This window comes from Mycobacterium cajalii (genome assembly GCF_045809005.2).
Lineage (GTDB): Bacteria > Actinomycetota > Actinomycetes > Mycobacteriales > Mycobacteriaceae > Mycobacterium.
Map to the genome: position 1 here is coordinate 4,863,190 of NZ_CM141436.1, position 25,141 is coordinate 4,888,330.

A 25,141-nucleotide genomic window follows, 5' to 3' on the forward strand; every position below is an offset into this window, starting at 1 on the left:
ACAGTACGTAGTACGAATTCTCTTGCAGAACAGGAACTTTCGGCTTCACCGCAACCCTCGGCGGGTGGTACTGTTTGACATAGCCCAGCGAAAGGACAAGGCCCATGGCCGACAACTCGTTCGATGTCCCGCTCCCGGCCGGCGCACTCGACGCGGAACCCTGGCAGGACGATACCCATACCCACCGTCAGTTCTGGGGCACCACGTACATTCACGATGCCGCAGTTCAGCCCTCCAAGGGCGTGCGCCTTGGCATCTGGGGGCTGCAGGACATCAGCGGCACGGTGCTCACGCGGACAATCCTCATTGAAGCTGACCGCTGTGGCACCGAGGTTGATTCCGCGACCGGTCGAAGGATCGCGACCCACGTACTGTCGTTGTGCGACGAACTCGATGCCCTGTCGGACCCCGACGACACAATCGAATCATGAGCGACACGCTGGCCTCTAACAGGCCAGACACCACCACCCATGCCATACGGGCATGGCAGAACGCACCCGACGAACCGCTGTTGTTGCCGGTGGGCCGCGTCGCCGAGTTGAAGTACTACGTTGCCCGCAGGCGCGGCAAGCTGGCCGCGGTCCTCACATTCACCGCGTTAGCCGCAGCGCTGTTGGTGCTAACCCCGGCGCCAGTGCAGCAAGCCACACCGCCGGTCGGGATCGCGCAGGCGCCGATTAGCGGTCCCATCCCGCCGCCGGTAGCAGCACTGCCCGCACCGAAGCCACCTCCACCACCTCCCGTGCCAGCACCGGCACCGGTAGCAGCACCGCCGGTTCAACATCGAGCAGCGGTCCCGCAAGCGCCGCCACCGGACGCACACCAGCAGTTCACCCAGTCGCTACAGGACGACAAAGCGCAGACGGTGGGCGGCAACGGGCTACATCCCAGCCAATCTACGGACGTTATCAACGCAGAGGCGCAAGAGATGTGTCAGGACTTGGCGAACGGTGGCAGCGTTCAGCCCTACATCGACGGCACGCTCAAGAAGTCGCCATCACTGGCACCGTGGCAGGCGGCGTTGGTCGTTCATCAGGCCATTCAGGCCTACTGCCCGAAGTACGACAGATGAGGAAGATAGACAAGTGACACGGCGCTGTATCCGTTCGCCCGAGACATGGCATTCGCCGTCCTCGATTGGTGGAATTCCCCCTCAGAGGAGAACTTCAAGAAATTGCAACACGCCAGCCGGCGTTTCGAGCAGGAGCGAGTCAAATGACAGACGGAATCGTGAACGAAGCGCCCCGTGACGGCCTGCCATGGACACCGGAGGAAGACCTCCTAATCCTGGCGGAGGAACCCACGCCAACGCGAGCTTTTGAGGCATTCGCTGCTATCCAGCGGCTTCGCAAAGCCGCGATCAACGTGGTCGGCACATATGCGGACGACTACTCATGGCAGAACCAGGGCGCAGACGGGGACTGGGCACGAACCCCACTTGGGTCCGCCGTAGCCGAATTAGAAGAGGCCCTGCTACTCGGTATTGAACCCGACTAAGGGGTACATACACAAAAAAGGCCCTCAGATCAATTCTGGGGGCCTTTTTGTTGTCTCAGGTATGTTCTATCTACCCGCATGCCGTTGAGGCCTCTACGGGCCATTCAAGACTGGGAAATGCACAGAGGGCCGGACCGCGCGGTTTATGACATCTTTTTTTGTGTTTCGATCCGGCCCCCTGGCGTGGGGTCAGGAGAACTACCGACTGACCCCCGGTGTTTCCGACACCTTTTTGGGGTGCGGAAGTTTGAAAGCCGGGACGTGCACCTCACATGTCACGCCCCGGCCTGGCGCCGGCCTTTCAGGGGAAAGCCGCGCCCATCGCCCGCGCAGCCAGGGGGACACGGCGCAGCTGGGCGGAAGTTTGAGGGGGGGCCGGGCGAACTCCCGAGATCAGGGGAATCGCCCGGCCCCATTTGGCCGTGAGATGCGGGGTAGGAGAATAACTAAAAAGAAATCCCCGCAAATACGACCATTCTCGACAATTTACAGAGAAAGGCAGCCGCAATTGTCGAAGGTTAATTGGGAGGCAGGGGCCTACGGCCGCGCCTGCCGTCCCGTTCATCGTCCACCTGAACGTGAATCATCTCGCCGGAATCGGGAAGCTCGCGACCCATAGGCTCGAATCGCCTAGTGGGGCCGACACGCTCCTCAAACAACGGGCGACCAACCGTCACCACGTCGCCGAGCGGCGCCGCTACGCTTATCACGGCGTGTAGGCGGTCGCAGGCAAGCCAGTGATCGTCAGGATTGCGCCCGGTCGCACAACCGCCAGCTGACCGCGCCAAATCAACGCGTAACGCTGAATGAATTCGCTGAAGTCTGCCGCGTTGTACCCCTGGTGCAACTGAATACCCTGACGGATGATACCGAACCCCATTTTGGTGGAGTCCATTATCACAGCCGTTCCCGCGGTCATCGCGGTGGTGGTGTAGACCGGGATATTCCACAGCTTCTTAGGCGCGTCCTCAGTCGGGTCCGGGGTAATCATGTAACGCCCGTAAGCGTCCTTAATGCCGACTAGTGAAAACCAATCGTTGGGGTGAAGCCAAATCTGATCGGCGACACCCAGGACGTTCGGGACAGTCCGCAGGGTGTTGATTCCCTGAAGGACGTAATCCAGTGCCGTCGCGCCGGTGGGCAACGTGGCGGGAACCGCGATTGTGTTGGCGGCCTGGTTGATTAGGCCGTTCATGTTCCCGGTAGTGCCCGTAGCTGTCAGCACCTGTGAGTTCTCGACATCCACGATTTGGCGCATAACCTCGGACTGGGCGTATCCCAAAAGGGTGGGCCAGTCCTGCAGCGACTCGTAACTGAGCCCGAACGTCGCCTTGAGCGGCACCATTTCGACGATCTTGGCGCCAAACGTTAGCGTCACATCGGGGGCGGCAACGCCTTCGGCGGTCGGCCCGGTAATCCCATCGGCGGTCGTTTCGTCGCAGATGAATTCGTAATTCAGCGACGTTGCGGTCACGCAAGGCAGGTGGTCGTATACCCGGTCCTCGTGAACTCTCTCAACTACTCCGGGGGCGAGTTCCGCCGGCAGTAGGCTCGACGTGGTGGTCGAATACCCGGTTTCAACGGTGTTGAAATCTTTGGTAATCAACGTGGCTGTTGGGCTTTTCGCCTCGAAGCCTTTGCGAAGCGCCTCGATGGCGTGGCCATCGAATGACAACGGCTGAAGATCCGCGCCGGTCGTCGTAATCGTCTGCCCATTGGGGCGGATATTGCTTAGGGCCTTGCGGCCGTTTGTGTCAGGCGCCGATCCGACGCCGGTGGGATTAGTGCCCATGCGTGTGATAAACGCCTCTCCGATTTCGTGTTTCCGCTTTTCGGCCTTCAGGGCTTTAAATTCCGCCGTCAGGGCCTCAAAAGTTTGCTGTTTTTGGTGTTCCGTGAGACGGGGGTTATTCTCGACATCCGTCTCGAAGTTCACCAAACGCTTCTCCAATTCGATGCCTTTGGCTTCGAGTTGGGTGATGTTCATATTTTGTTACTTTCATTTTGGTAGTCATTTTGCATAGACTGACCAAGCGCCAACACCGTTTAATGCGGGTCACGAACGTGAGCGGCGGGGTGTGGGGGTGGTTCGTGCCCAAGGGCACTCATAGGCGATTGTCATCGGCGGGCTGTCGCTCGACAGGCGGCCCCACATGGGGGCGGGCTATCGGGGTTGACAGGCGGCCATCGACGGCGCCCGTTGGGGCCGGGAATCGGCCCAGTTGGGGGTAAGGGACTTTGCCCTACCCCGGTACGCCGGCCAGGTGATCGTATCTGGCCTGCATCTCAGCGATGGCGGCGTCACGCCGTTCGGTCGGCCAGCCATTGATAAAATCGGTTGCCCGCCCGAGGGCGAATGTTCGCAGCAAGGAGGACAGACGTGACATCTCATCCTCACCGCTGCGCTTGCAACCTTCACTACACCACCGTGTCGGCCGGCCAGGTCCCCCTCGGGCCAAGGCGTTTCCGCATTTAGGGCAGTGCGTCGGGGTGTACTTCGGCATTCGGTATCCTTCATTGGACGGCAGCGGGCCCACCCGTACGATGGGTTTGATCTACTCAGGGCCCGACCTTTCTGGAAAATACGAGGTTGATCAGAACCCTGGCGGGTGATCCAGATGGATCAGTTGGGGTACACACGCGGTTCATCTCCAAGGCGTCCGATTCTGGACAGCCGGACCCGGCGGTTCCATCGCCAAAACACGTTGCACACCAGACGGTTTCTGCAATCCCTTGCACCACAACACATCCCGCACCAAGGCCAAACATGCTGCACCACAACACATCCCGAAAACCCTTACGTGTCACCACTTCCCGCGTGTGGATGAAATCCCAAGCGGGAGCGGGTTTTTCGCGTCCAGTGGAGTTGCCCTTGCGTGGGAAATCCCCTGAGCGGGAATGCTTTTCGCGTAGGGGAATTCCCTTGCGTGGGAAGGGTTTTGATTTACGCAAAAACAGGCGTTTGACCAGCGGTTATGTGGTTTTCACGAAATCCGTTGTGCCGCAATATGTGGAATTGGCGAAGTTTGACCCGAAGGGTCGCCAGGGTGAGCAATCCTAGGGATTTCAACCCACCCCCCCAATCTCACTGCAACTCAACCGCTTTCATGGTTGAAGGTTGAATAGCGATGGGGTGCAATCACATTCAACAACAGTGGTATGTTCAACACACTACCGTTGCGATGCCGTCCACCCGTTATGACACGACACGCACAACCCCCTACCGTGTTCTGGGTTGTTGGGATCGAAACCACGACGAACTAGTTGCTTACGTGTGAGCGGATAGTGGTCGGCTACGGTGGCATCGGCGTCATTGCACACCACACATATGGGGTCGCGTTGTAGCACGCCGGCGCGAAACACTGTCTCGTGTTCTCTGTCGTATCCGCGTTGTGCACTTGTTCCGCGGCGTTTCTCTGCCTGGCGGTCGTGTTGGCGGCATTTCCCTTTGCGTACAGCTGGGCGGCCGCATGTTGAGCACGGTCTAGGTGGTTTGTTCAAGTGCTGCCACCAAGCGTGCACCCACGACAGGCTCATCGAGGTAGGCGATGCCGTACCGCGAAAATCCGACCACCGCTGCGCCCCCCCGGTGCGTACCGTCGCGCAGTGCCCGTGAGGTGGGCCGCTGTAGGAACGGACACACCAAGCTCCCCGTACAGGGCGCAGGACAAGTGCAATGGCGGCTGACTATCCACGAGCACGCCACCTGGATAGGAAAGGCAAGGCTCATAGTCGTCTGAGCAATGTTCTACTACATACCGCGCACCAGACACGGCATAACCACAGTGCCCGCACTCTCCTAAGACCAAGGGCCACGGCGCGAGTCACGTCAAATGACGTTCCACCGGGGTGGCACACCGCTGGGACGGGAAGTTTCAACTGTGACGGGGTGCGCCTGCCGTCCGGCCGTAGCCGCGGAAGGTCGGCCAGCCAGGGTGGTTCCGGAATTCCGCCGGCTACGGGACAGCTAGCAGACACGGCAAGTAGCGAAGCGGTTCACGGCGCGGAATAAGGCGTGGTAGGTCTCGGCGGTGTCGAACACGCACCAGTCCATAGCCCGGAATGCCATTGTGCGCGCCAGCTCGGCCCCTTCGGACGCATCCGCTAGAGGGGTGGTGGCGTCTAAAAAGGCGTTGGCGGCCAACAGAAGCCGGTTTTTGTCCACGTCTTCGGGCGCTTCCATGGCCGCGAACAGGAGCCGGGAAAGGTTCTGCAAAACTTTCTTCCTTTTAGGGCGGTGTCAGCAGGCCGAACGTCGCGGGACGGTCGGGCGTAACGTAGCTCAGGTAAGTATCGGAGTAGTTGCCCATTGGCACAGATACGGGCTCAACGTTGTCATCATCTAAGAATTTGGGATCAAGAACGTATTCATCGGCTGTGGCGATTCCATATGGCCATTCCCATCGCTTATTCCATTTATAGATATATGCTAGCAATTCTTCGGGAAATGCCCAATGTGCATAAATGTTCACACACTGCCGTTTCCCTGCGCCGTTATAGTTAGAAAAGTTCACAGCCTCGTCATAGTCGCTTGTCCACGACATCCCGAGCCGACGCACCACCGGAGCGGCCCTGTACAGCAGGATCGGTTCGTCGGGAGGTGTGGCCGGCTTAATTTCATGGCACACCCAGTCAGTCCCGTGGCCAACGCCTTCGCAGTACCCCGCAGCGCGAAACGCGCGAACCCACGTCGCGTAGCGGACGCGGCCGAACCCGTGGTCATCGCTGCTCGGTTTCCATCCGCGGCCATCCCACGTGGTGGCCCACCCTCTCTCCCACGTAGCCACCACAATGCCGGGGTTGCGCCTGGCCTCGGCAACGATGGCATCCCGGTCGTTGGCCTTCAGCAGCTCCAAAAACATTCGGGCATCCATGTTGCGTGCCCGGTGCTACTCGTCGCCCTGCGTGGCGCTCAGCGGTGCTTTTGGTGCCACGTAGCGCTGCAGAGGCCCGTGAACGAACTGAATCAACCGATCCAGCTCGGACCGGCTCAGCAGCATCGCGTGACGGTGGTTGCGAATCACAATGCCGCCCTCCGCGTCAGTTCGCCTACGGACCGAAATGGGCGAGCGAAAGCGGTCGGAGATGACCAGGGTTTCCGTCATTGCGCCTTTTCCAGCAATAGGGTGCCGATCTCTACGGCGGTGCGCGCCGTCATGGGGACGACGAAGCTCTCGCCGAACCGCGGATTCACTTTCAGGCCCAGGATTTTCTCGGGCGCCGTATGGTCGACCAGCACGGCATAGCTGGCCGCTTCAATGTTAGTCATAAAAATTTCCTCTCACCTATTGGTGATGATCGGAGAAGTAATCTACGTGCATCTACAGCGGCGATTTTAGAATCATGAAGCCACGGTCTGCGGCTCTTGTGACGTTGTCGTGGGTTCGCTGACCTGGGAATTTGGGCGCAACGCCGTGTCCTGCTTACGTTTTGGACTGTCTAGGGTTCAATCCGCGAGAAGGAGCTACGGCGTTGCGCATGTCCAGGGTATTGGCGAGCGGTCTGGGTGACCAAAACATGGTGATCGAGGACGTGACGATCGAGACCGAGACCACGGGTCGGAAGCAGCCGAAGACCTCCGAAGTTCTGGTGTTCTCGGTGCGGCCCAAGGCGTCGCAGGCGGGCCGGTGCTCGCGGTGCCGGAAGCGGTGCCCGGGCTATGACGCGGGGGGCCGGGACGGGAACGGGATCAGGCGCTGGCGGACCCTGGATGTGGGGACCACAAAGGCGTATCTGCAGGCCGCGGCCCCGCGGGTGGCATGCGGCGAGCATGGGGTGGTGGTTGCGCATGTGCCGTGGGCGCGGCCGGGCGCCAAACACACCTGGGCGTTCGAGGACACCTGCGCGTGGCTGGCCGCGCACACCGCATTGAGTGTGCTCACGGTGCTGCTGCAGATCGCCTGGCGCACCGTGGCGGCGATCGTGACCAGGGTGGTGGCCGATGGCCGCGACACCAACGACCTGCTCGCCGGACTGTCGCGGATCGGCATCGACGAGATCGCCTACCGCAAGGGACATCGCTACTTGACGTGCGTGGTTGACCACACGACAGGCCGGCTGGTGTGGGCCGGCGAGGGCCGCAACCAGGACACGCTGGGCCGGTTCTTCGATCAGCTCGGCGCCGAGCGGGCCAAGCTGCTCACCCACGTCAGCTGCGACGGGGCGGAATGGATCCACGCCCTGGTGCGTGCCCGCGCGCCGCAGGCGCTGATTTGCCTGGATGGGTTTCATGTCGTGGCCTGGGCCATGAAGGCACTGGACAAGGTGCGGGTACGCACCATGACCCGCGCCGGGATCACCGATCGGCACGCCATGTGGGCGACCCGCAAGAACCCGGCTGACCTGTCCTGCGAGCAGCGCACCAGCCTCGCTAAGATCGCCGACACCAACCGCACCCTCTACCGGGCGTATCTGCTCAAAGAGCAACTACGCGAGGTGTTTCGGGTCAAGGGCACCCACGGGCGGCAGCTGCTGGCCGGCTGGCTGTCGTGGGCGTCGCACTCACGCATCCCCGAGTTCGCCGCGCTGGCCCGCAGCATCCGCCGCTACCGCGACCTCATCTGGAACACGCTCGATCACGGCCTGTCCAACGCCCGATCCGAAGCCACTAACACCCACCTGCGGGCATTAACCAAACGCGCCTACGGATTCCACAGCCCAGACGCACTCATCGCCATGGCCATGCTCACCCGAGGCGGCCTCTGCCCAGCACTACCCGGACGGAAATGACCCACTACAACGTCAGTAGATCCCGGTCTGCCCAATCCAATTCCGCCAACTGGTCACGGTCATCACCAGGCCGGCGGCCCACCAATTTCGGTTCGGCAGGCGCCCCGGTGTGATCACGTATTCCGGCGACGCCGAAATGCAGGGAGTAACAATTATCGGTGGGATAGCTTCTCGGAGCATCGCCGCATCGGAGGCAGATCCGGTTGCCGGTGCCCCAGTACGCCAGTTTCGGCTTGGGCGTCATCCACGTCTTGAGGACTTCGTGGTCAAACTCCATGAGGGGATGACCCTTGCGGCATGTGACCTGCGGGCGCTGGCGTGCGGCCCGTCGCTCCTGGTCGACCAGCTCGGGAAACACCTTCGGAAAAAGGTCCCGCACGTGAAACCGCCGCGATTGTCCGTTCTTGCACAACCAAACCCGGCCGTCGTCGCACTTGATCCGCTTGCCCGCATGCTGTCGAGTGCGACCACCCTTACACGCAACCTCACGCGGCAAGCTCCATACTTCCAGCCGGACACTCATAACGTAGGCGCTGAATTCGGGGATGACGCGCCACTCCTCGCCCCAGTCGAACTCCACTAGGCTTCGCGCTTCTGGTTCGCGCGCCACGCCTCCTGACGGGCGCGGTTGGCCTCGCGGACGCGTTCCTGTTCTTCGAGCTGCGCACGGGTCGACTGCCACGCCCAGTAATCGGCATTCACGCGATAAAGGCCCGCATCATCACACTCAACCAGTCCCATCGCTAAAAAGCGGGCGATGTGCCCGGAGTCCAGATTGGCGACCATCTCAGCGTCGGTCGGGTCGAAGACCCCATCCGAGATCAGCGACACCACCCACACGTTGAGATTGATAAACGCCCGAAACTCCTCAGCCGTCAGCTTGCGTTGCAACTTCGCATCTAGGAGCAGCTTGTGACGCAGGCGAGTATCCAACGATTCGCCTTTAGTCTTAAGTGTCATTCTCAGTTCCTTTTCCTGGCACTCGCTAAACGTGCCTTAAATCCTTTTCCTGAAAGACTGGCGTGGCCTTTACCTGGACTTGCCGCGCCTCGCCTATTCCTGTCCTTCTCCTAAGACCTGTGGCCTAAGCCGGGCCTTTACTAACTGGCCTTTCTCGCCTAACTGGCCTAGTTCCTAATTCCTAGCCTGTTTCCTGGCTGGCCTCGCCTCGCCTTGCCTTGCCTTGCCTATCCTAGGGTCACGCCGTTACGTAACGCGTGACGTAACGCTCCCCTTGCGTAGCCGCCGGGCACGCGCGGACTTTCGCGCCATATCGGCGTAGTGGGCCTTGCGTAAGGACTCGGCGCGCTTGTGGCGTTCGGCCGGTAGAAGCTCCCCGTCCGGGTCTGCCAGCCGCTCAAAGCGGGCCAAGAGGCCCAACCGGGCCGGCAGCGTTCTGATTGACCGATTCTCGGTCGCGGCCCAGGACAGGTGGGCTGCGTATTGCGCGCCCAAGCGGCGCTCAGCGGGTGTCAGTGTCATGGTTTCTCCTCGGCATGACAAAAAGGCCGGCCTGTGAGACCCGGCCTGAAAATTGGCAAAAGAAAAAGCCACACCCAATGCGGATGCGGCTCAAAGAGTTTCGTTACGGCCTTGTTTGGCCGTTTGTTATGGATTGCTGGTCTGACTCCCGAGTTTCACGGGCTTGCGGTCTGCAACCGACACCTCAGCAGCGTTTGTGACCACAAGCATACAGCACGGCATCTACACGTCCCCGAGGTTGAGAGTGCGGGCCTCATCGACGGCGCGTTGGGACGCGGTGGCGCGGGCGTACCTGTCCAGCATTTCCCTTGACGACCACCCGGCGACGGCCATTAGTCCCCCCTCAGAGCCACGCTGAGACAGCCAGCGGCTGGCGAAGGTGTGCCGCAGCACGTGGGGATGGAATCCGGTTACACCGGCCTTCCGTGCCCGCTCGGCCAGCGTGACACGCAACCCGTGCGGACCCAAGGGCTGGTGCGTACGCGCACCTAACCAGAGCGCCTTGCTCTCCGAGCCGGGATGGGTCCGGCGCAGCCGGATGTACCGGTCTAGGGCTTTGGCGGTCTGCGGCCCAAAAGGCGCGATACGACCCTTGCCGCCCTTCCCCCGCCGGATTGTCACCAGGCCGCGCACCGGGTCGATGTCGTCCAGTTCGAGTGCCATCAACTCGCCGGCCCGCATTCCAGTCTCGGCGAGGAGCCTGACAATCGCCTCGTCGCGGCGATCCTTCAGGGACTTCCCGTCGCACGCCTTGATCAACGCCGCCAGTTGCTCCTCTGTGAGCACCGGAGTGATGGGCGTGTCGCTCTTCGGCGCGTTGAGCCGCAGCAGCGGATCAGACGGAATCTCCCCCTCTGCGGCAAGCCATTTCGAGAACTGGCGCACACCGGCCAGGCGCGCCTGTGCGGTAGCGGCCTGAGCGCCGGAATCGAGCATCTGCGCGATCCACAGCTGCACCTGGCGCCTGTCGATCTGGGCGGGGTGGCCGTTGTCGGCGCACCATTGCAGATAGCGGCGCACACTAGAGAGGTAGATCGTGCAGGTCCGAGGAGAGCGGCGGGCGGACTTAAGCTCTATCTCGAAGCTGTCAACCAAGGCGGCAAGGTCAACGGCGTCGGTCGTCATATGTTAATGGTAACTGATTGCGTTATGCGCAACCCCGGGGCCAGATCATGGGTGTATCGTCGCAGCTAGAAGCTAATATCTGCGGAGAAAGGATAGGTCCGATATGGCTGTGTTATCGGATGAGCAGGTGGATGCCGCACTGGCCGAACTGAGCGGATGGGAACGCGCCGACGGCGCCCTGCGCCGGTCGATCAAGTTCCCGGCGTTCCTCGACGGGATCGACGCCGTGCGCCGGGTGGCCGAGCACGCCGAGCGCAAAGATCACCACCCGGACATCGACATCCGTTGGCGGACGGTAACTTTCGCTCTGGTTACACACTCCGAGGGCGGCATCACCCAAAACGACCTGGCGATGGCGCGCGACATCAACGGGATCGTCGGGGGCTAACCCGGCCGACCGGCCGGGGTGTCGCGCCGGCTGGTGCCGGCAATCCAGCTCAGAGTCGCGACCGCGGCGGCGATGTAGACGAGGCCGGCCCAGGCCAGGTACCAGGGGCGGTGGATCGTCCAGATGGACGGTTGCACGAAGCTGAGCAGCCACGGCACGCCGACGACCGTGAGCGCCAGCCAGGTCCAGCCCAGGATGCGCGCGCCGCGGCGCGCGCTCAGGGGGCCGTGCAGCAGCCACATCATCAGCGGGACCAGCCACACCCAGTGATGGGTCCAGGAGATCGGCGAGAGCAGCAGCCCGAACAGCTCGACCACCAGTAACCTGCCGAGCCGGTCCCCGGGGCCGAGCGCCCACCACGCCAGCAGGGCCAGCACGGCCGTGATGCCGATGGCCGCGAGCACCGGCGGGCCGTGACCCGCGTCGTAGCCGACGATCCGGGAGATGCCGCCGCGCCACGATTGGTTGAACGAGGTGGCCACGGGCCCGACGCGGTGTGCATCGCCGAGCAGTTCGGTGAAGTAGTAACGAGTCTGGTCGCCGACGACCAGGGCCGACAGCCCGACGGTGGCGACGAACACCACGGCCGAGAACACCGCGGCCGCCCACCGCCGGACGCCGACGAGGTAGACCCCGGCGATCGCGGGGGTCAGCTTGATCCCGGCCGCCACGCCGACCAACAGGCCGGACAGCCACCACCGCGTCGTCGCGACCGCCCACAGCACCGCCAGCATCAGCAGCACGTTGATCTGTCCGTAGTCGAACGTGCTGCGCAGCGGCTCGATCCAGATCGTGACCGCCGTCCACAGCATCGCCATGCGGTGTCCGGTGCCGGAGGCGACGCCCATCAGCCGCTGGCTGATCCGGATCGCCCCGTACAACGCGGCCATGGTCGCGAGCTGCCACAGGAAGGCGACCAGGCCGAACGGCAGCAGGTGCAGCGGGTAGAACACCACCGCCGCGAACGGCGGGTAGGTGAACGGCAGCGGGAAGTCCGGCGTCTGGTCGGCGTAGACGTAGCTGTACAGGCTGCCCGGATGGTCCAGCGCGGCCGCGCCGCCCAGATACACGTGCAGGTCGACGAAGTTCGCGCCGTTGCGCGCCAGGTACGTCCAGGCGAGCCGGGCGGCGACGCTGAGGACCAACAGCACCGGCGCGGCGGTGCTGAGCCCGCGCGCCGGCCGGCCGTCGGTGGTTGCCGCCGGGGCGGCCGAGGTGGTGTCTATCCATCCGACTTTAGGGCGTGCCGCCGCGGCCGTTTCGGCGTCGCCGGTCACGGTCCGGCGAGTGCCCGGTCACCGCCGTCACTCGAAGGGGTAACGATCGAATAAATGCCACACGTGTCACTTGAGTCACCTCCGTATCAAAGTAGCTTCAGCCGCGGGACCTGTCGTCGACAACCAGGGAGAGACATGCCAACCATCTGGACCTATCTGCGTGCAACCGCCGTCGTGGTCGGTTCGTCCGCAGCGCTACTGACGGGCGGTATCGCCCACGCCGATCCGGCGCCGGCCCCCGCGCCGCTGCCGAACATTCCGCAGCAGCTGATCAGCTCGGCGGCCAACGCGCCGCAGATCCTGCAGAACCTCGCGACCGCGCTCGGCGCCACGCCGCCGGCGGCTCCGCCGTCGGCTCCCGGCATCAGCTTCCCGGGTGTGACCCCGGCGGCGGCGACGGCGCCGGCGTCGACCCCGGCGGCGGGCCTGCCCTCCATCCCCGGGCTGACGCCGCCCGCGGCCACCGCACCCGCCGCGCCGGCATCCCCCGCGCTTCCGGGGTTCCCGGCGTCGATCCCGGGCCTGACGTCGCCGGCACCGGCGACCGCTCCCGCTCCGGCGGCTTCGCCGATCCCGGGCCTGCCCGTGTCCCTGCCCGGCGCGGCCGCTCCGGCCGCTTCGACGCCGCAAGCGGGGATGCCGCAGGCAAAGATCGACATGCCCGCGCTGCCGGGCCTGCCGGTGAACGTGCCGCCGCAGGTCACGCTGCCGGGCGACCTGCCGGCTCTGGCTTCGGCGGCGCCGGCGGCCGCGGCGCCCGTCGCCGCGCCGGGGCTGCTCTCGGCGATGCCCTGATCAGCCACTTAGTCGGCTAAACCACTACCAGGACCGGAGGACATCGTGGCACGTACAAGGAAACTGTCCGAAGGATTAGCGGTCGTGGCCGCGGCGTCGGCCGTCGCGTTCGGGCTCTGCCCGAGCGCGGCGGCCGACCCGGCGGCACCGCAACCCGCACCGCAGGCGGGCTCGGCCCAGCAACTGCCGGGCCTGCCGGCGTTGTCGCAGCTGAGCCCGATCATCCAGCAGGCGGCCGGCAACCCCGAGCAGGCGACCCAGCTGCTCATGGCCGCCGCCCAGGCCTTCACCCACAACCCGACCGCCCCCGCCGAGTCCAAGAACGTGGCCGCGTCGGTGGACCACTTCGTCCAGGCCCCGGTCGAGCACGTGCCACCGGCGGGGCTCGAGCCCGGCCTTCAGGCGCACCTACCCACCGGCGTCGACCCCGCGCACGCGGCGGGCCCTGCGCCCCTCGCCGCCCCCGTCGCGCCACCGGTGGACACACCGCCGGCCGCGGCACCGGCACCCGCGCCCGCCCCGGCGGCTGCGGCGCCCGCCCCGGATTCCGCGGCGCCGGGACCCGCGCCCGAGGCGGCGGCGACCCCGGATTTCGGCCCCGACGCGCCGCCCACGCAGGACTTCTTGTATCCCTCGATCGGCAGCAATTGCCTTGCCGACGGCGGCAATTCGATCGCGACCGCGCTGTCGGTGGCGGGTCCGGCGAAGATTCCGCTGCCGGGCCCGGGCCCGGGACAGACCGCCTACGTGTTCACCGCGGTCGGCACGCCCGGCCCGGCCGAGGTGCAGAAGCTCCCGCTGAACGTCACCTGGGTGAACCTGACGACCGGCAAGTCCGGCAGCGTCACGCTCAAGCCGCGCTCGGACATCAACCCGGAGGGGCCGACGACTTTGACCGCGATCGCCGACACGGGCTCGGGCAGCGTCATGTCGACGATCTTCGGGCAGGTCACCACCAAGGAGAAGCAGTGCCAGTTCATGCCGACGATCGGCTCGACGGTGGTGCCGTAGAGCTCACTTGATGCAGACGTGCCGACCGGCGTGTCCCCGCGACGGGGCACGCCGGTCGCTCGTCAGTACGCCATGAACAGGATGGCGTCGCGGTCGTACTCCAGTCCCGGGTGGACCGCGGCGAGGTGGGCCTGGGTCAGTTCGACCAGCTCGTCCTCGTCCTTGCCGACGATGGCCTCGCCGCACGGGCACGTTATGTGTGTCTTCACGATGCCGCCTTTCTGTACTGCTCCACCGGTTACTTCGCCGCCTTGGCCGCGGCCTTCATCTGCTTCTTGTGCGAGCGCACCTGCCCGAGCGAACGGGCGTCGACGATGTCGGCGACCGAGATGTGCGTGCCGGGCCGGCCGAACTCGCCCGCCGCCTCGCGCCAGCCCGGCGGTGTGACCCCGTACTGCTTGCCGAGCAGCGCCAGGAAGATCTGCGCCTTCTGCTCACCGAAACCGGGCAGGCCTTCGAGCCGTCGCAGCAGTTCGTGCCCGTCGGGCTCGCCGCTGCGCCACAACCCGGTGGCGTCCCCGTCGTAGCGGTCCACGACGATCTGCGCCAACGTCTGGACACGCTTGGCCATGGACCCCGGAAACCGGTGTATCGCAGGCTTTTCCGAACACAACGCGGCGAACTTCTCCGGGTCGTACTCGGCGATCTCGGCGGCGTCGAAGCCACCCATCCGGTCGGCGATCTTCTTCGGCCCCGCGAACGCGGTCTCCATGGGCACCTGCTGGTCGAGCAGCATGCCGACCAGCAATGCGAACGGGTTCTCGTCCAGCAGTGCGTCGGCGGCCGGGTCTTGAGTGAGGCACAGTTTCACTGTCGGCGACCTTCCTTCCGCTGAACACCCTACGACCGTGACCGCTTCGGTTCGACACCAACCACCGACCCGCCGCCGACGACCAGCGCATAACCACGGCGTTATGGTGGCACGGTGGTCGATGAAGCCCAATTGACGCTTATGCTGGCCCGCGATGAGCTGCATCAGCTGGTCACTGCCTACTGCCGGGCCGTCGACCGCGCCGATTACCCCACACTTAGCCTGAATCCGTGGATGGGCCGGTGATTTGATCGGCGTGTGAACAGCGAAAGCGCCTTCTGAACTGGGATAATACGAGTGCTTACGTCGTATTTGTCCAGAGTTCAAGAAGGCACTTTCGATGCACTCATCGTATACGTTCACCGCCGACTCGGCGGTCTTTGACGAGCAGAATCTGGTATCGGCGGCCGGGCTGGTGCCGGTGTTGGACCTAGCTGAGCAGGCCGGTCTTTCGGAGTTGATCGGCGAACACGTGCAGCTGCCGTCGACTCGGGTGGCGTCGGGGGCGGTGAATCCGGCCGGCAAGCTGACCTCGATCATCGCGGGCATGATGTGCGGCGCGGACAGCATCGACGATGCCGGCGTGCTGCGCGCGGGCGGCACCCCGCGGGTGTTCGACGAGGTGTATGCGCCCTCCACGTTGGGGATCTTTCTGCGCGAGTTCACTTTCGGGCACGCCAACCAACTCGCTGCGGTAGGTCGAGCCCATCTGGTGGCGCTCGCGGCGCGGGTACCGCTGTTACCCGGCATCGAGCAACGCGCTTTTGTCGACATCGACTCGCTGCTGCGCCCGGTCTACGGGAAAGCCAAGCAGGGCGCCAGCTTCGGGCACGCCAAGATCGCCAGCCGCGCGCTGCTGCGCAAAGGCCTCTCACCGCAGATCACTACCATCTCCACCGCGCAGGCCGCACCGGTGATCGCCGAGGCCAGGCTGCGCAGCGGCAAGGCCGCCTCCGGGCGCGCGGCCGCCTCCCAGATCACGGTGGCCATCGGCACCGCCCGCGCCTGCGGGGCCGCTGGGGCGATCATGGTGCGCGGCGACTCGGCGTTTGGCACCAAGAAGGTGATCACCACGTGCGTGGCCCAAGGTGCCGAATTCTCCTTGTCGATCAGCCGCAACAAACGCATCAACGCTGCGATCGCAGCCATCGACGAAGCCGCCTACACCCCGGTGCACTACCCCGGCGCGGTGACCGACCCCGACACGGGGACGCTGATCTCGGATGCCCAAGTCGCCGAAACGCCCTACACCGTGCGGTTGGGCTCTGGCCGCACGCTGACGGTGCGGCTGGTGGTGCGCCGGGTCAAAGACGCCCGCTACCCCGATGCGTTGTTTCCGGTGTGGCGCCATCACCCGTTTGTCACCAACTCCGAACTGCCGGTTACCGAGGCCGATATCACCCACCGGGGCCACGCCGTCATCGAAACCACCTTCGCCGATGTGATCGACGGCCCGCTGGCTCACATCCCTTCCGGGCTGTTCGCCGCCAACTGCGCCTGGCTGGCGGCCGCGGTGATCGCCCATAACCTGCTGCGCGCCGCAGGCACCCTCGCTGGTGGCCATCACGCCGTGGCCCGCGGCGCCACCCTGCGCCGCGACCTGGTCAACATCCCGGCCCGCTTCGCCGCCCCGGCCCGCAAACCGATGCTGCACCTGCCCGCGCACTGGCCGTGGCAAAACGGATGGAAAACGCTGTGGAACAACACCATCGGCTATAGGCCCGCGATCCCACGAGCAGGATAACTATCACATCCCCTGCCCATCTGCCCTCCCAGGCCCGACCCGAGGAACCCCGCAACAAGGAAAAGCTGGTGCAGGCCAGCGGATCACTCATACCCACAACACCCCGAACCGCCCCAACCGTGCAAAAATCAACCCCACGACACCACGAAATCACTGATCCACGGATTCAGGCTTAGGAACCTGTACCACCCAGGGGCGACCGACTCGCACGGCTCGTTCTCGACGGGCGGCGTCGAAGAGTTCATCGCGCAACTACAGGCCGCGGAGCCGTATGTGCTTGTGTCTCAACACAACATCACCACCACGAACTTCGTGATCGACGGCGACACGGCCCGGGGTGAGATCTACTGCCTGGTGTTTCACACCTTCGCCGGTCCCGAAAACGACGTGGACGTCATCATCGGCGGCCGGTACCTGGACGAGTACGCCAAACACGACGGCCGCTGGAAGTTCAGTCGCCGCAACATCGTGGCGGACTGGGCATACCAAAACGACCCGTCCCAAGTGAACTTCGACCACCCCAGCACCCGAGGAAGCCTGCGCGGCCGGCCGGGCCAGGCCGACCCTTCGGTCGGCCTGTTCGTTCCGCCCCGAGGCTGAACGCCTACTTCAATCCCGGCAATCCGATGACAAGCCTCCTGCCGGGTCTCGTTCGCCGCGCGTACCCGTTACCGGCTCGCCGGAAAGCAGGCAGTGCCGCACCGTCCTGAAGCCTCCCGGATGCAGGCCGACGGGAGGCCCGGGTAGCCCGGAGAGCCGGTCGGATAGCGGCCGGATCGACTGGGTGCGGCACCGCCGCTCCGAGCGCATATCGCCGAGTGCCGTGGCCGCACGGCTGCGGATAATTTGCCGCGATCCAGCCGACTGTGTCGGCGGGGTGTGCGAACGTATGGAGATTGCCGGATGCAGCCAGGGGAATGGACATGACACGTGTGATGGCAGCGCTGATCGCAGCGGTGGTTACGGCCGTTGCCTTGGCCAGCTCAGCTGCTGCGGTGCCGGACCAGGGCACACCCGAATTCGACAACTACATGCAAGGCCTAGAGCGCAATGGATTCCATTTGAGCCCCGACACCGCGTGGCGCGTCGCTCACCAGGCGTGTGAAGGCGGCCTACCGGGGTTCATCGGATGGGAGTTGGCCGCCCAGGGCGTCGTCGGCCCCGGATCACAGCAGCGGCTGATGGACGTGGCCAGAAAGTACGCGTGCCCGGTTCAGTAGGCGACCCGCCGGGCGCCGGCCGCCAGCGGGACCGGATCACCCTGCAACCCGAGCGAAAGCACCTGCGCGACGCAGTCCACAAGCGCCACCGACACCACGGACTGGCTACCGCTCAACGGTATTCAGCGGCACTCAGCCACTCTTGCGACGGAACTCCCGACGGTTCTCGACCGGCCCGTGCGTCCGCGGCTGCTTGCCGCCGCCGTCTTTGTGGGCGGAGCCGCCGGCCGCCTTGGCCATCTTGCGGTCGAGGGCTTCGCGGAACTTGCGCTTGTTCTCGTCCTCGGAGTCCCCCGAGGCCGCATCCGTGGGTGACTTTGCTTCTCCCGGAATACTCGACTCAGCCATACCGGCAGCTTAGTCCCGTCGGCGCGGTCAACGCCTGCCCGGCGGCATGCCGTAAATGTGGGAGATCGGCAGCGTCAGCACGACCCGCCGATCGGTGACCATCGCCTGCCGGTATTCCTCCCAGTCGGGGTGTTCCCCGGCGATGTTGCGGTACAAGGCAATCAGGGCCTCGACGGTGTCGTCGTCGGGCGCGGCCGCGGGCGGCGTCAACTCCGCCGTGCCCTCGGCGACGGCATACGACCACCCGTCGTCGGCGTCGACCAGCAGCGACGCCCGCGGATCACGGCGCAGGTTGCGGGTCTTGGCCCGCGGCTCGGTGATCGACACCCGCAACACCGCTTCCCGCGGGTCGAAGTGATACTGCACATTGGACAGCTGGGGGCGTCCGTCCCGTTTGATCGTGGCCAGGACCCCGATGGAGTTCCCACTGATCACGGCCAGCAATTTGTCGTCGAAGACCTGACGTCCCATGCCGAAAGACTACGTCGCAGGCGCGCAGTGCTGGTTCGATGGGGCCATGCCCCACTACGCGGCCTTCCTGCGCGGCGTCAACGTCGGCGGCGTCAACCTCAAGATGGCCGACGTGGCCGCCGCGTTGACCGACGCCGGATTCGCCGGGGTGCGCACGGTCCTGGCCAGCGGCAACGTACTGCTGGACGCGCCGGGGGGCGCGGCTGCCGTGCGGGAGAAAGCCGAAGCCGCCCTGCGCGCGAGGTTCGGCTACGACGCCTGGGTGTTGACCTACGACGTCGCCGCGGTGCGCGCCGTCGTCGACGCCTACCCCTTCGAGCGCGACGCCGACGGGTTTCAGTCCTATGTCACCTTCGTCGCCGACGCGGCGGTGCTCGACGAGCTGGCGGCGCTGGGTGGGCAAGCCGGCCCGAGCGAGAAGATCGCCCGTGGTGACGGTGTCGTCTACTGGCAGGTCCCCAAGGGCTCCACCCTGGACAGCACGATCGGCAAGACGACGGGAAAGGCGCGGTACAAGTCGTCGACCACGACCCGCAACCTGCGCACGCTGACGAAAGTGCTGCGCTGAGCCGACGGAGGCCCGCCGCTAGCGCGGGTCCCGTTCCTCGGGCACGGCCTCGATGTAGCGCAGCGCGTCGGCTTTGCCCAGTCCCAGGCCCCGGGCCACCTGGACGTACTCCCGCGCCGCGGCCGCCATCGCGGCGTCCGTCGGGTCGTAGCGGGCGATGAAAGTGCCGAAGCGGCCGCGGGTTTCGACGACCGCAGCACTCTCCAGCTCGCGGTAGGCGCGGGCCACCGTGTTGACGGCCACGCCGAGTTGGCCGGCCAGCTCGCGGACGGTCGGCAGGCGGGTGCCGGGCGGCAGCGCACCTTCCCGGACCCCGTCGATCACCTGCGTCCTGAGCTGGTCGAACAGGGGCTTGCGCCCCTTCACGTCGACCCGCAACCAGTCATCCAGCTCCACGCCCCCAGTATCCACCCCGCGCCGACTATGTTGGGTGGATGCGCGTAACGGTGCTCAGTGGCGCGGGGATCTCCGCGGAGAGCGGCGTGCCCACCTTCCGCGACGACAAGAACGGTCCGTGGGCCCGCTTCGACCCCTACGAGCTGTCCAGCACCCAGGGGTGGCGCGACAACCCCGAACGGGTCTGGGGCTGGTATCTGTGGCGCCACTACCTGGTGGCCAACGTCGAGCCCAACGCCGGACACCGCGCCATCGCCGCCTGGCAGGACTACGCCGAGGTCAGCGTGATCACCCAGAACGTCGACGACCTGCACGAGCGGGCCGGCAGCACAGCGGTGCACCATTTGCACGGCAGCCTTTTCGAATTCCGTTGCGCCCATTGCGGAATCGCCTACACCGGCGCGCTGCCCCAAATGCCCGAGCCGGCGCTGGAGGTCGAACCCCCGGTGTGTCACTGCGGCGGTCTGATCAGACCGGGCATCGTGTGGTTCGGGGAGCAGCTGCCCGACGCGCCCTGGCAGCGCGCCGTCGAGGCCACCGAGGCCGCCGACGTGATGGTGGTGGTGGGAACCTCCGCCGTCGTCTACCCGGCGGCCGGGCTGGCCGATCTGGCGCTGTCGCGCGGCACGGCCGTCGTCGAGGTCAACCCCGAGGCCACCCCGCTGTCCGCAAGCGCGACGATCAGCATCCGCGAGACCGCGAGCCAGGCGCTGCCCGAGCTGTTGCAGCGACTGCCCGCGCTGTTGGGTTAGCCGGCTGTAGGTCGAGTCTGCGCACAGAGCGTGATTCGTCCACAACGACGCGCGCTGAGCGCCGTCTCGGCGCGGTGGCGTCGGCGCGGCGCCCCAGTCTGGCGTCATGGACGAGCCCTTCATCGGCAGCGAGGCGGTCAACGCCGGAATCCTGCGGCCGCACCAGCTACGATCGCGTTTCCGCGCGGTGTTTCCCGACGTCTACCTGCCCCGCGATCATCAGCAGTTCACGCTGCGGCAACGGGCGGTGGCGGCCTGGCTGTGGTCGCACCGACGGGGCGTGCTCGCCGGCACCACCGCGGCGGCGTGGCACGGATCGAAGTGGGTGGACGACCGCCTGCCCATCGCGTTGATCTGGTCGAACGCCCGGGCGCCACGCGGCATCCAGACCCACGACATAAGCCTTGCCGCAGGGGAATTCGACGCCGTCGCGGGCCTGCCGGTGACGACCCCGCAACGGACCGCGTTCGACATCGCGCGCGCCAAACCGATGGGGACGGCGGTCGCGCGTCTGGATGCGCTCATGCGGGCCACCGACGTCACGGTTCCCGAGGTCTGCGAAATAGCTGCCCTTCATCGGGGTGCGCGCGGGCTCAGGCAGCTGGAAACGGCGCTGGGGCTCGTCGACACGGGTTCGCAATCGCCGAAAGAGACGTGGCTGCGGCTCCTGCTGATACACGCCGGGCTGCCCCGGCCCACCACGCAGATCCCCGTGGTCACCGCCGACGGAGCCCGCGTGTACCACCTCGACATGGGGTGGGCCGATTCGATGGTCGCCGTCGAGTATGACGGCGAGCAGCATCGACTCGACCGGCGGCAATACGCCTGGGACATCCGCCGCGGTGAGGACTTGGCAAGGCTGGGTTGGATCGTCATCCGAGTAGTAGTGACCGATCATCCCGCCGACGTCATCCGCAGGGTGCGCGCCGCGCTGGAATTCCGGGCATCGAACATGCGCTGACCGCACCGAGCCTGCACACACAGCGCAATTCGGCCGGCAAATCCGCGCTGAGCGCAGGCTCGGCGAAAAGGAGACTAGCCCGCGGGCCGGCGTGCTCTGCCCAGCGCCAACTCGGACACGGGCAACGGCGCCCAGACCGGCAGCGTCTCCTCCCGCCGGGCGGTTTCCACCTCGAATCCGGCCGCGACGATCTCGCGCTCGGTGTCGCGATGGGTGTGGCAGTTGCCGAACAGCCGGGGCCACACGGTCGCGTCGGCAAAGCGCTGCAGCCGCCCCCGCATCCCGCGGCTGGCCACGTGCTCGAGGTAGCGCAGCTCGCCACCCGGCCGCAACAGCGAATGCAGGCGTTGCAGCACGTCGCCGGGGTCGGCCACCGAGCACAACACCAGCGAGCACACCACCGCGTCGAACGGTTCACCGCCGCTGAAGGCCTCCACGGCGTCGCCGTGCACCACGACCCGAACCGGTACCACGTCCGCCGCGGCGCGGGCCTGGACCGTCAGCCGCTGCTCGGGCTCCACGGCGACCACCTCGTCGACCGACTCCGGGTAGTGCGGAAAGTTCGTCCCGATGCCCGCGCCGACCTCCAACACGCGGCCGGTCAGGCCCGCCAGATTCTCCCGGCGCAGCGCCTTTATCGCCTCGACCTCGTGGGCGGCGATGTAGGGCCAGATCCGGGCGAAGAACGGGTTGTCGACCGCTGCCCCAGCTGATGCCATGCGCGTCACCCTTCCACACCACGAATACCGACGATCTTCACGCTAACCCATACGGGTCACCGGCTGCGTGATCGGACCGCAGGGCACGGGTTCGTCGGCCGGCTCCGCCGCGACCTCCTCGCTGATCCCGAACCGCTCGTGCAGGCGGGCCAGCGGTCCGGGTGCCCACCAATTCCACCGCCCCATCACATGCATGAACGCCGGCACAACGACCATTCGCACCAATGTCGCGTCCGCGAACACGGCAAGCGTCAGGCCGAGCCCGAACATCCGCATGAACGACACGTGGGCCGCGATCAGGGCCGCGAACGACATCGACATCACCAGCGCGGCGGCGGTGATCACCCGGCCGGTGCGGGCCACCCCGAGCGCCACACTTTCGTCGTTGGCCGCGTTGGCTTCGGCCGGGCGCAGCGGCTCGGCCGGCCGGGCGGCCCCGGACCCCACCCAGTACTCGCGGATCCGGGCCATCAGGAACACCTCGTAATCCATGGACAGGCCGAACGCGATGCAGAACAGCAGCACCGGCATGTTCGCCACCAGCGTCCCGCTCGGCGTGGTCCCCAGCGCACCGAGGTGGCCGTCCTGGAAAATCCACACCAGCGCGCCGAAGGCCGCGCTCAGCGACAACACGTTGCACATCAGCGCCTTCACGGGCAGCACCACGCTGCCGGTCAGCAGGAACAGCAACACGAAGGTGACGACGGCCATCAACCCCAGGACCAGCGGCAGCCGATCGGTCACCGCGTCGACGCTGTCGCGGTTGATCTGGGCGACGCCGGCCATCTCGACGGGCCGGCCGGCGGGCCCGCTGACCTGGTGCAAACGCCTGAGCTGGGCGTCGGAGGCCTGGGTGAACAGCGGCGCGCTGCTCTCGACGGTCAACAGGGCGCTGCCGTCGGCCACCCCGGTCGCCGCGGCGGGCGGGCCCACCCGGGTGCCCGCCACGAACGACCCGCCCGGCGCCGACACCCCCGAGACGTCGGGGACCTTCGACAGGGCGGCGGCGTACGTGTCGAGGGCCTCGGGGCTCAGCCCACGGGCATCGGGGACGACGATGGGCACGGACGCGGCGGAATCGTGGGCGAAGTCGTGGCGCAACTGGTCACCGACCTGATGGGCCGACGCCGACCGCGGCAGCACCCGGTCGTCGGGGAAACCCCAGGTCACGCCCGCGAACGGCAGGCCGAGCAGCACCAGCACCGCGATCACGGCCAGGCCGATCGGCGCCCAGCGCCGCATCACGAATTTGCTGGAGCGATACCAGAACAGCTGCTCGACCGGCTTGCGTACCGGATCGGACCGGTGCAGGATCCGCCGCAGCAGCGCGCGCACGTCCAGCGCGTCCAGGCGCGGGCCCAGCAGCGCGATCGCGGCCGGGGTTATCACGATCGACGATGTGGCGACGAAGGCCACCGTGGCCACCCCCGCATAGGCGAACGACTTGAGGAAGTACATCGGGAACGCCACCGTCGCCGACATCGACAACGCGACGGTGACCGCGGAGAACAGCACCGTGCGGCCGGACGTGGCCATGGTCCGGATGGGCGCCTCGTCCCGGTCGGCGCCCTCGGCCAGTTCGTCTCGGTACCGGCTGACGATCAGCAGCGTGTAGTCGATCGCCAGAGCGAGGCCCAGCGCCGTGCTCAGGTTCAGCGCGAAGATGGACACCTCGGTGGTGTAGGTGACGAGCCGCAACACCGACATCGACCCGACGACGGCCAGCGCGCCCAGGGCCATCGGCAACGCCGCCGCCAGCAATCCGCCGAACACCCAGACCAGCACCAGGAAGCTCAACGGCAGGGCGATCATCTCCATCACCAGCAGGTCGTCCTGGTTCTGCTTGTTGATCTCGGCGTACTCCATCGCCGAGCCGCCGGCCCGGACGGTCACGCCGTCGCGGTCGTGGACGAATTCGTCGGCCAGCTTCTGCGCGTTCGTCTGGACGTGGTTCTCGCCGCCTTTGAGGTTGACCACGATCAACCCGGACTTGCCGTCGGTGCTGACCATGTCCGCGGCGCTCTGCGGGGGCGCGGTCCAGGCCGAGGACACGTTGTACACCAGCGGTGACCGTTGCAGGTCCCCCACGAGGTCGGTGGCCACCCGGCGCGCCTGTGCGCTGTGTGCGTCCGCGGGGGCGGTCACCAGGATCAGCATCTTCTGACCGCTCTGCCCGAACTTGGCGGTCAAGACCTTGATCGCGCGGGCCGACTCCGCGCCCGGATCCTGGAAACCGCCGGGCGACAGGCTCTTGGCGACGGGGATGCCGAAGACCGCCGCGGCCACGAACAACAGAAGCGCCGCCCCGATGATTCGGCGCGGCGCGGCGATGGCCAATCGTGCGATTCGTTGCAGCATGTCGGCGTTCTCCCCCAGCCGGTCGCGTGCGCCCACCCCGATGGGCCTTGCTTAGGGTCAACTTACAGGTGTCGAACAACGCTGTTCACGTTATCGACGGATGCGGGCACCCCAGGGTTCAGCGCCGTTTTCAAACCGGCGCGACCCTAAGAGTCCGGCCAGAAAACTGGGGGGCGAATAGCCGGTCAGCGGCACAATCGGGGGTTCGACGGGCGAGTAACCTACCCGCCGGTAAATTGCCACCATTTTCCGAAGCGCGACTCAAAGATTCCTTAAACGTGGCCCATACGCTCTGTGTCATGTGGATCGACGACTCGAGTGCCGACGTCATCAAAGCCGACTTCGAAGCCCTCTACCACGGCGACATGCTGGTGGAAGGCGAGACCTCGGAGCAGTTCGAGGACTGGCACCCCCTCCCTACGGCAAGCTGACCGCCATGAGTGTGCTCGCACGGCTCTTGATGGCCGAACCCGCAATCACCCGGTGGTT

At 65.7% G+C, this 25,141-nt stretch carries 30 protein-coding genes; 14 read left to right on the forward strand and 16 right to left on the reverse strand.

What is annotated here, in order from left to right; translation table 11 throughout:
• Window positions 1-104 precede the first annotated feature (104 nt).
• Together ACJ512_RS22985 and ACJ512_RS22990 are read left to right on the forward strand one after the other, a co-directional pair.
• On the forward strand, window positions 105-431 hold the full coding sequence (locus tag ACJ512_RS22985; RefSeq protein WP_407686680.1) for a hypothetical protein: 327 nt from the start codon (window positions 105-107) through the stop codon (window positions 429-431).
• Window positions 428-1,072, forward strand: coding sequence for a DUF732 domain-containing protein (locus tag ACJ512_RS22990; RefSeq protein WP_461479854.1), 645 nt, complete (start codon window positions 428-430; stop codon window positions 1,070-1,072). Before ACJ512_RS22985 ends, ACJ512_RS22990 begins: the two co-directional genes overlap by 4 nt.
• A gap of 1,131 nt (window positions 1,073-2,203) precedes the next feature.
• Here ACJ512_RS22990 and ACJ512_RS22995 read toward each other — a convergent pair.
• From ACJ512_RS22995 to ACJ512_RS23015, 5 genes are all read right to left on the reverse strand, one after another.
• A complete protein-coding gene (locus tag ACJ512_RS22995; RefSeq protein WP_461479855.1) occupies window positions 2,204-3,484 on the reverse strand; it encodes a phage major capsid protein in 1,281 nt (426 codons plus the stop codon).
• Window positions 3,485-5,464: 1,980 nt separating this feature from the next.
• On the reverse strand, window positions 5,465-5,713 hold the full coding sequence (locus tag ACJ512_RS23000; protein WP_407689814.1) for a hypothetical protein: 249 nt from the start codon (window positions 5,711-5,713) through the stop codon (window positions 5,465-5,467).
• A 13-nt stretch (window positions 5,714-5,726) separates the two neighbouring features.
• Window positions 5,727-6,359 (reverse strand): hypothetical protein, encoded by a 633-nt coding sequence (locus ACJ512_RS23005; protein ID WP_407689815.1) that lies wholly within the window; start codon window positions 6,357-6,359, stop codon window positions 5,727-5,729.
• Window positions 6,360-6,386: 27 nt separating this feature from the next.
• Window positions 6,387-6,602, reverse strand: a complete 216-nt coding sequence (locus ACJ512_RS23010) for a hypothetical protein (protein ID WP_407689816.1) — start codon at window positions 6,600-6,602, stop codon at window positions 6,387-6,389.
• On the reverse strand, window positions 6,599-6,766 hold the full coding sequence (locus ACJ512_RS23015; protein ID WP_369737462.1) for a hypothetical protein: 168 nt from the start codon (window positions 6,764-6,766) through the stop codon (window positions 6,599-6,601). The genes ACJ512_RS23010 and ACJ512_RS23015 overlap by 4 nt, the downstream gene beginning before the upstream one ends.
• A 203-nt stretch (window positions 6,767-6,969) precedes the next feature.
• On the opposite strand from ACJ512_RS23015, the gene ACJ512_RS23020 reads away from it, so the two are divergent.
• Entirely contained in the window at window positions 6,970-8,226 is a 1,257-nt protein-coding gene (locus ACJ512_RS23020; RefSeq protein ID WP_369736942.1) for an ISL3 family transposase, read from the forward strand.
• A 4-nt stretch (window positions 8,227-8,230) separates the two neighbouring features.
• Here the strand turns inward: ACJ512_RS23020 and ACJ512_RS23025 are convergent, their stop codons facing one another.
• The 3 genes from ACJ512_RS23025 to ACJ512_RS23035 all read right to left on the reverse strand — a co-directional run bounded on the left by ACJ512_RS23025 (window position 8,231) and on the right by ACJ512_RS23035 (window position 10,833).
• A complete protein-coding gene (locus ACJ512_RS23025; protein ID WP_461479856.1) occupies window positions 8,231-8,806 on the reverse strand; it encodes a hypothetical protein in 576 nt (191 codons plus the stop codon).
• Window positions 8,806-9,186 (reverse strand): hypothetical protein, encoded by a 381-nt coding sequence (locus tag ACJ512_RS23030; protein WP_461479857.1) that lies wholly within the window; start codon window positions 9,184-9,186, stop codon window positions 8,806-8,808. Before ACJ512_RS23030 ends, ACJ512_RS23025 begins: the two co-directional genes overlap by 1 nt.
• Before the next feature lie 744 nt (window positions 9,187-9,930).
• On the reverse strand, window positions 9,931-10,833 hold the full coding sequence (locus tag ACJ512_RS23035) for a tyrosine-type recombinase/integrase (protein WP_407689672.1): 903 nt from the start codon (window positions 10,831-10,833) through the stop codon (window positions 9,931-9,933).
• A gap of 103 nt (window positions 10,834-10,936) precedes the next feature.
• Between ACJ512_RS23035 and ACJ512_RS23040 the strand changes: the two genes are divergently transcribed.
• Window positions 10,937-11,221, forward strand: a complete 285-nt coding sequence (locus ACJ512_RS23040) for a 4a-hydroxytetrahydrobiopterin dehydratase (RefSeq protein ID WP_407689673.1) — start codon at window positions 10,937-10,939, stop codon at window positions 11,219-11,221.
• On the opposite strand, the gene ACJ512_RS23045 is transcribed toward ACJ512_RS23040, so the two are convergent.
• Window positions 11,218-12,498 carry a mannosyltransferase gene (locus tag ACJ512_RS23045; RefSeq protein WP_407689674.1) on the reverse strand — a complete coding sequence of 427 codons (1,281 nt, stop codon included), beginning with the start codon at window positions 12,496-12,498 and terminating at the stop codon, window positions 11,218-11,220. The genes ACJ512_RS23040 and ACJ512_RS23045 overlap by 4 nt on opposite strands.
• 135 nt (window positions 12,499-12,633) lie before the next feature.
• On the opposite strand from ACJ512_RS23045, the gene ACJ512_RS23050 reads away from it, so the two are divergent.
• Together ACJ512_RS23050 and ACJ512_RS23055 are read left to right on the forward strand one after the other, a co-directional pair.
• Entirely contained in the window at window positions 12,634-13,293 is a 660-nt protein-coding gene (locus ACJ512_RS23050; RefSeq protein WP_407689675.1) for a hypothetical protein, read from the forward strand.
• Between the two features lie 45 nt (window positions 13,294-13,338).
• Window positions 13,339-14,304 carry an Rv1157c family protein gene (locus ACJ512_RS23055; protein WP_461479858.1) on the forward strand — a complete coding sequence of 322 codons (966 nt, stop codon included), beginning with the start codon at window positions 13,339-13,341 and terminating at the stop codon, window positions 14,302-14,304.
• Between the two features lie 62 nt (window positions 14,305-14,366).
• Here the strand turns inward: ACJ512_RS23055 and ACJ512_RS23060 are convergent, their stop codons facing one another.
• Both ACJ512_RS23060 and ACJ512_RS23065 read right to left on the reverse strand, forming a co-directional pair.
• Window positions 14,367-14,513, reverse strand: coding sequence for a DUF1059 domain-containing protein (locus ACJ512_RS23060; protein ID WP_069419838.1), 147 nt, complete (start codon window positions 14,511-14,513; stop codon window positions 14,367-14,369).
• Between the two features lie 29 nt (window positions 14,514-14,542).
• The gene (locus ACJ512_RS23065; protein ID WP_407689803.1) at window positions 14,543-15,115 is read right to left on the reverse strand and encodes an HhH-GPD-type base excision DNA repair protein; all 573 of its coding nucleotides are present in this window, start codon (window positions 15,113-15,115) and stop codon (window positions 14,543-14,545) included.
• A gap of 114 nt (window positions 15,116-15,229) precedes the next feature.
• Here ACJ512_RS23065 and ACJ512_RS23070 point away from each other — a divergent pair, with 114 nt between their 5' ends.
• The 4 genes from ACJ512_RS23070 (at window position 15,230) to ACJ512_RS23085 (ending at window position 18,079) form a co-directional block, all read left to right on the forward strand.
• On the forward strand, window positions 15,230-15,361 hold the full coding sequence (locus ACJ512_RS23070; RefSeq protein ID WP_461479859.1) for a hypothetical protein: 132 nt from the start codon (window positions 15,230-15,232) through the stop codon (window positions 15,359-15,361).
• A 94-nt stretch (window positions 15,362-15,455) separates the two neighbouring features.
• Entirely contained in the window at window positions 15,456-16,859 is a 1,404-nt protein-coding gene (locus tag ACJ512_RS23075; protein WP_461479860.1) for an IS1380 family transposase, read from the forward strand.
• 180 nt (window positions 16,860-17,039) lie between these two features.
• Window positions 17,040-17,459 (forward strand): nuclear transport factor 2 family protein, encoded by a 420-nt coding sequence (locus ACJ512_RS23080; protein WP_461480149.1) that lies wholly within the window; start codon window positions 17,040-17,042, stop codon window positions 17,457-17,459.
• 317 nt (window positions 17,460-17,776) lie between these two features.
• Window positions 17,777-18,079, forward strand: coding sequence for a DUF732 domain-containing protein (locus ACJ512_RS23085; RefSeq protein ID WP_407686270.1), 303 nt, complete (start codon window positions 17,777-17,779; stop codon window positions 18,077-18,079).
• 132 nt (window positions 18,080-18,211) lie between these two features.
• On the opposite strand, the gene ACJ512_RS23090 is transcribed toward ACJ512_RS23085, so the two are convergent.
• Window positions 18,212-18,427: a DUF5302 domain-containing protein gene (locus ACJ512_RS23090; RefSeq protein WP_407686269.1), complete on the reverse strand. Its 216-nt coding sequence runs from the start codon at window positions 18,425-18,427 to the stop codon at window positions 18,212-18,214.
• 27 nt (window positions 18,428-18,454) lie between these two features.
• The gene (locus ACJ512_RS23095; RefSeq protein ID WP_407686268.1) at window positions 18,455-18,898 is read right to left on the reverse strand and encodes a PPOX class F420-dependent oxidoreductase; all 444 of its coding nucleotides are present in this window, start codon (window positions 18,896-18,898) and stop codon (window positions 18,455-18,457) included.
• A gap of 46 nt (window positions 18,899-18,944) precedes the next feature.
• Here ACJ512_RS23095 and ACJ512_RS23100 point away from each other — a divergent pair, with 46 nt between their 5' ends.
• Window positions 18,945-19,466: a DUF1697 domain-containing protein gene (locus ACJ512_RS23100; protein WP_407686267.1), complete on the forward strand. Its 522-nt coding sequence runs from the start codon at window positions 18,945-18,947 to the stop codon at window positions 19,464-19,466.
• A gap of 18 nt (window positions 19,467-19,484) precedes the next feature.
• On the opposite strand, the gene ACJ512_RS23105 is transcribed toward ACJ512_RS23100, so the two are convergent.
• Entirely contained in the window at window positions 19,485-19,862 is a 378-nt protein-coding gene (locus ACJ512_RS23105) for a GntR family transcriptional regulator (RefSeq protein ID WP_407686266.1), read from the reverse strand.
• Between the two features lie 38 nt (window positions 19,863-19,900).
• Between ACJ512_RS23105 and ACJ512_RS23110 the strand changes: the two genes are divergently transcribed.
• Entirely contained in the window at window positions 19,901-20,614 is a 714-nt protein-coding gene (locus tag ACJ512_RS23110) for an SIR2 family NAD-dependent protein deacylase (protein ID WP_407686265.1), read from the forward strand.
• A 106-nt stretch (window positions 20,615-20,720) separates the two neighbouring features.
• Window positions 20,721-21,575, forward strand: coding sequence for an endonuclease domain-containing protein (locus tag ACJ512_RS23115; RefSeq protein ID WP_407686264.1), 855 nt, complete (start codon window positions 20,721-20,723; stop codon window positions 21,573-21,575).
• Window positions 21,576-21,649: 74 nt separating this feature from the next.
• On the opposite strand, the gene ACJ512_RS23120 is transcribed toward ACJ512_RS23115, so the two are convergent.
• The gene (locus ACJ512_RS23120) at window positions 21,650-22,294 is read right to left on the reverse strand and encodes a class I SAM-dependent methyltransferase (protein WP_407686263.1); all 645 of its coding nucleotides are present in this window, start codon (window positions 22,292-22,294) and stop codon (window positions 21,650-21,652) included.
• A 42-nt stretch (window positions 22,295-22,336) separates the two neighbouring features.
• Window positions 22,337-24,652 carry an MMPL family transporter gene (locus ACJ512_RS23125; RefSeq protein WP_407686273.1) on the reverse strand — a complete coding sequence of 772 codons (2,316 nt, stop codon included), beginning with the start codon at window positions 24,650-24,652 and terminating at the stop codon, window positions 22,337-22,339.
• A gap of 299 nt (window positions 24,653-24,951) precedes the next feature.
• On the opposite strand from ACJ512_RS23125, the gene ACJ512_RS23130 reads away from it, so the two are divergent.
• Entirely contained in the window at window positions 24,952-25,083 is a 132-nt protein-coding gene (locus ACJ512_RS23130) for a hypothetical protein (protein ID WP_116526608.1), read from the forward strand.
• Window positions 25,084-25,141: the final 58 nt, after the last annotated feature.

What these genes read in the sequence shown, in the direction of transcription:
- ACJ512_RS23050 (WP_407689675.1), top strand. Translation starts at nt 12,634, where the DNA reads ATGCCAACCATCTGGACCTATCTGCGTGCAACCGCCGTCGTGGTCGGT.
- ACJ512_RS22995 (WP_461479855.1), bottom strand. Translation starts at nt 3,484, where the DNA reads ATGAACATCACCCAACTCGAAGCCAAAGGCATCGAATTGGAGAAGCGT.
- ACJ512_RS22990 (WP_461479854.1), top strand. Translation starts at nt 428, where the DNA reads ATGAGCGACACGCTGGCCTCTAACAGGCCAGACACCACCACCCATGCC.
- ACJ512_RS23085 (WP_407686270.1), top strand. Translation starts at nt 17,777, where the DNA reads ATGGACATGACACGTGTGATGGCAGCGCTGATCGCAGCGGTGGTTACG.
- ACJ512_RS23030 (WP_461479857.1), bottom strand. Translation starts at nt 9,186, where the DNA reads ATGACACTTAAGACTAAAGGCGAATCGTTGGATACTCGCCTGCGTCAC.
- ACJ512_RS23120 (WP_407686263.1), bottom strand. Translation starts at nt 22,294, where the DNA reads ATGGCATCAGCTGGGGCAGCGGTCGACAACCCGTTCTTCGCCCGGATC.
- ACJ512_RS23100 (WP_407686267.1), top strand. Translation starts at nt 18,945, where the DNA reads ATGCCCCACTACGCGGCCTTCCTGCGCGGCGTCAACGTCGGCGGCGTC.
- ACJ512_RS23110 (WP_407686265.1), top strand. Translation starts at nt 19,901, where the DNA reads ATGCGCGTAACGGTGCTCAGTGGCGCGGGGATCTCCGCGGAGAGCGGC.
- ACJ512_RS23125 (WP_407686273.1), bottom strand. Translation starts at nt 24,652, where the DNA reads ATGCTGCAACGAATCGCACGATTGGCCATCGCCGCGCCGCGCCGAATC.
- ACJ512_RS23130 (WP_116526608.1), top strand. Translation starts at nt 24,952, where the DNA reads ATGTGGATCGACGACTCGAGTGCCGACGTCATCAAAGCCGACTTCGAA.
- ACJ512_RS22985 (WP_407686680.1), top strand. Translation starts at nt 105, where the DNA reads ATGGCCGACAACTCGTTCGATGTCCCGCTCCCGGCCGGCGCACTCGAC.
- ACJ512_RS23040 (WP_407689673.1), top strand. Translation starts at nt 10,937, where the DNA reads ATGGCTGTGTTATCGGATGAGCAGGTGGATGCCGCACTGGCCGAACTG.
- ACJ512_RS23035 (WP_407689672.1), bottom strand. Translation starts at nt 10,833, where the DNA reads ATGACGACCGACGCCGTTGACCTTGCCGCCTTGGTTGACAGCTTCGAG.
- ACJ512_RS23115 (WP_407686264.1), top strand. Translation starts at nt 20,721, where the DNA reads ATGGACGAGCCCTTCATCGGCAGCGAGGCGGTCAACGCCGGAATCCTG.
- ACJ512_RS23090 (WP_407686269.1), bottom strand. Translation starts at nt 18,427, where the DNA reads ATGGCTGAGTCGAGTATTCCGGGAGAAGCAAAGTCACCCACGGATGCG.
- ACJ512_RS23075 (WP_461479860.1), top strand. Translation starts at nt 15,456, where the DNA reads ATGCACTCATCGTATACGTTCACCGCCGACTCGGCGGTCTTTGACGAG.
- ACJ512_RS23010 (WP_407689816.1), bottom strand. Translation starts at nt 6,602, where the DNA reads ATGACGGAAACCCTGGTCATCTCCGACCGCTTTCGCTCGCCCATTTCG.
- ACJ512_RS23005 (WP_407689815.1), bottom strand. Translation starts at nt 6,359, where the DNA reads ATGTTTTTGGAGCTGCTGAAGGCCAACGACCGGGATGCCATCGTTGCC.
- ACJ512_RS23015 (WP_369737462.1), bottom strand. Translation starts at nt 6,766, where the DNA reads ATGACTAACATTGAAGCGGCCAGCTATGCCGTGCTGGTCGACCATACG.
- ACJ512_RS23095 (WP_407686268.1), bottom strand. Translation starts at nt 18,898, where the DNA reads ATGGGACGTCAGGTCTTCGACGACAAATTGCTGGCCGTGATCAGTGGG.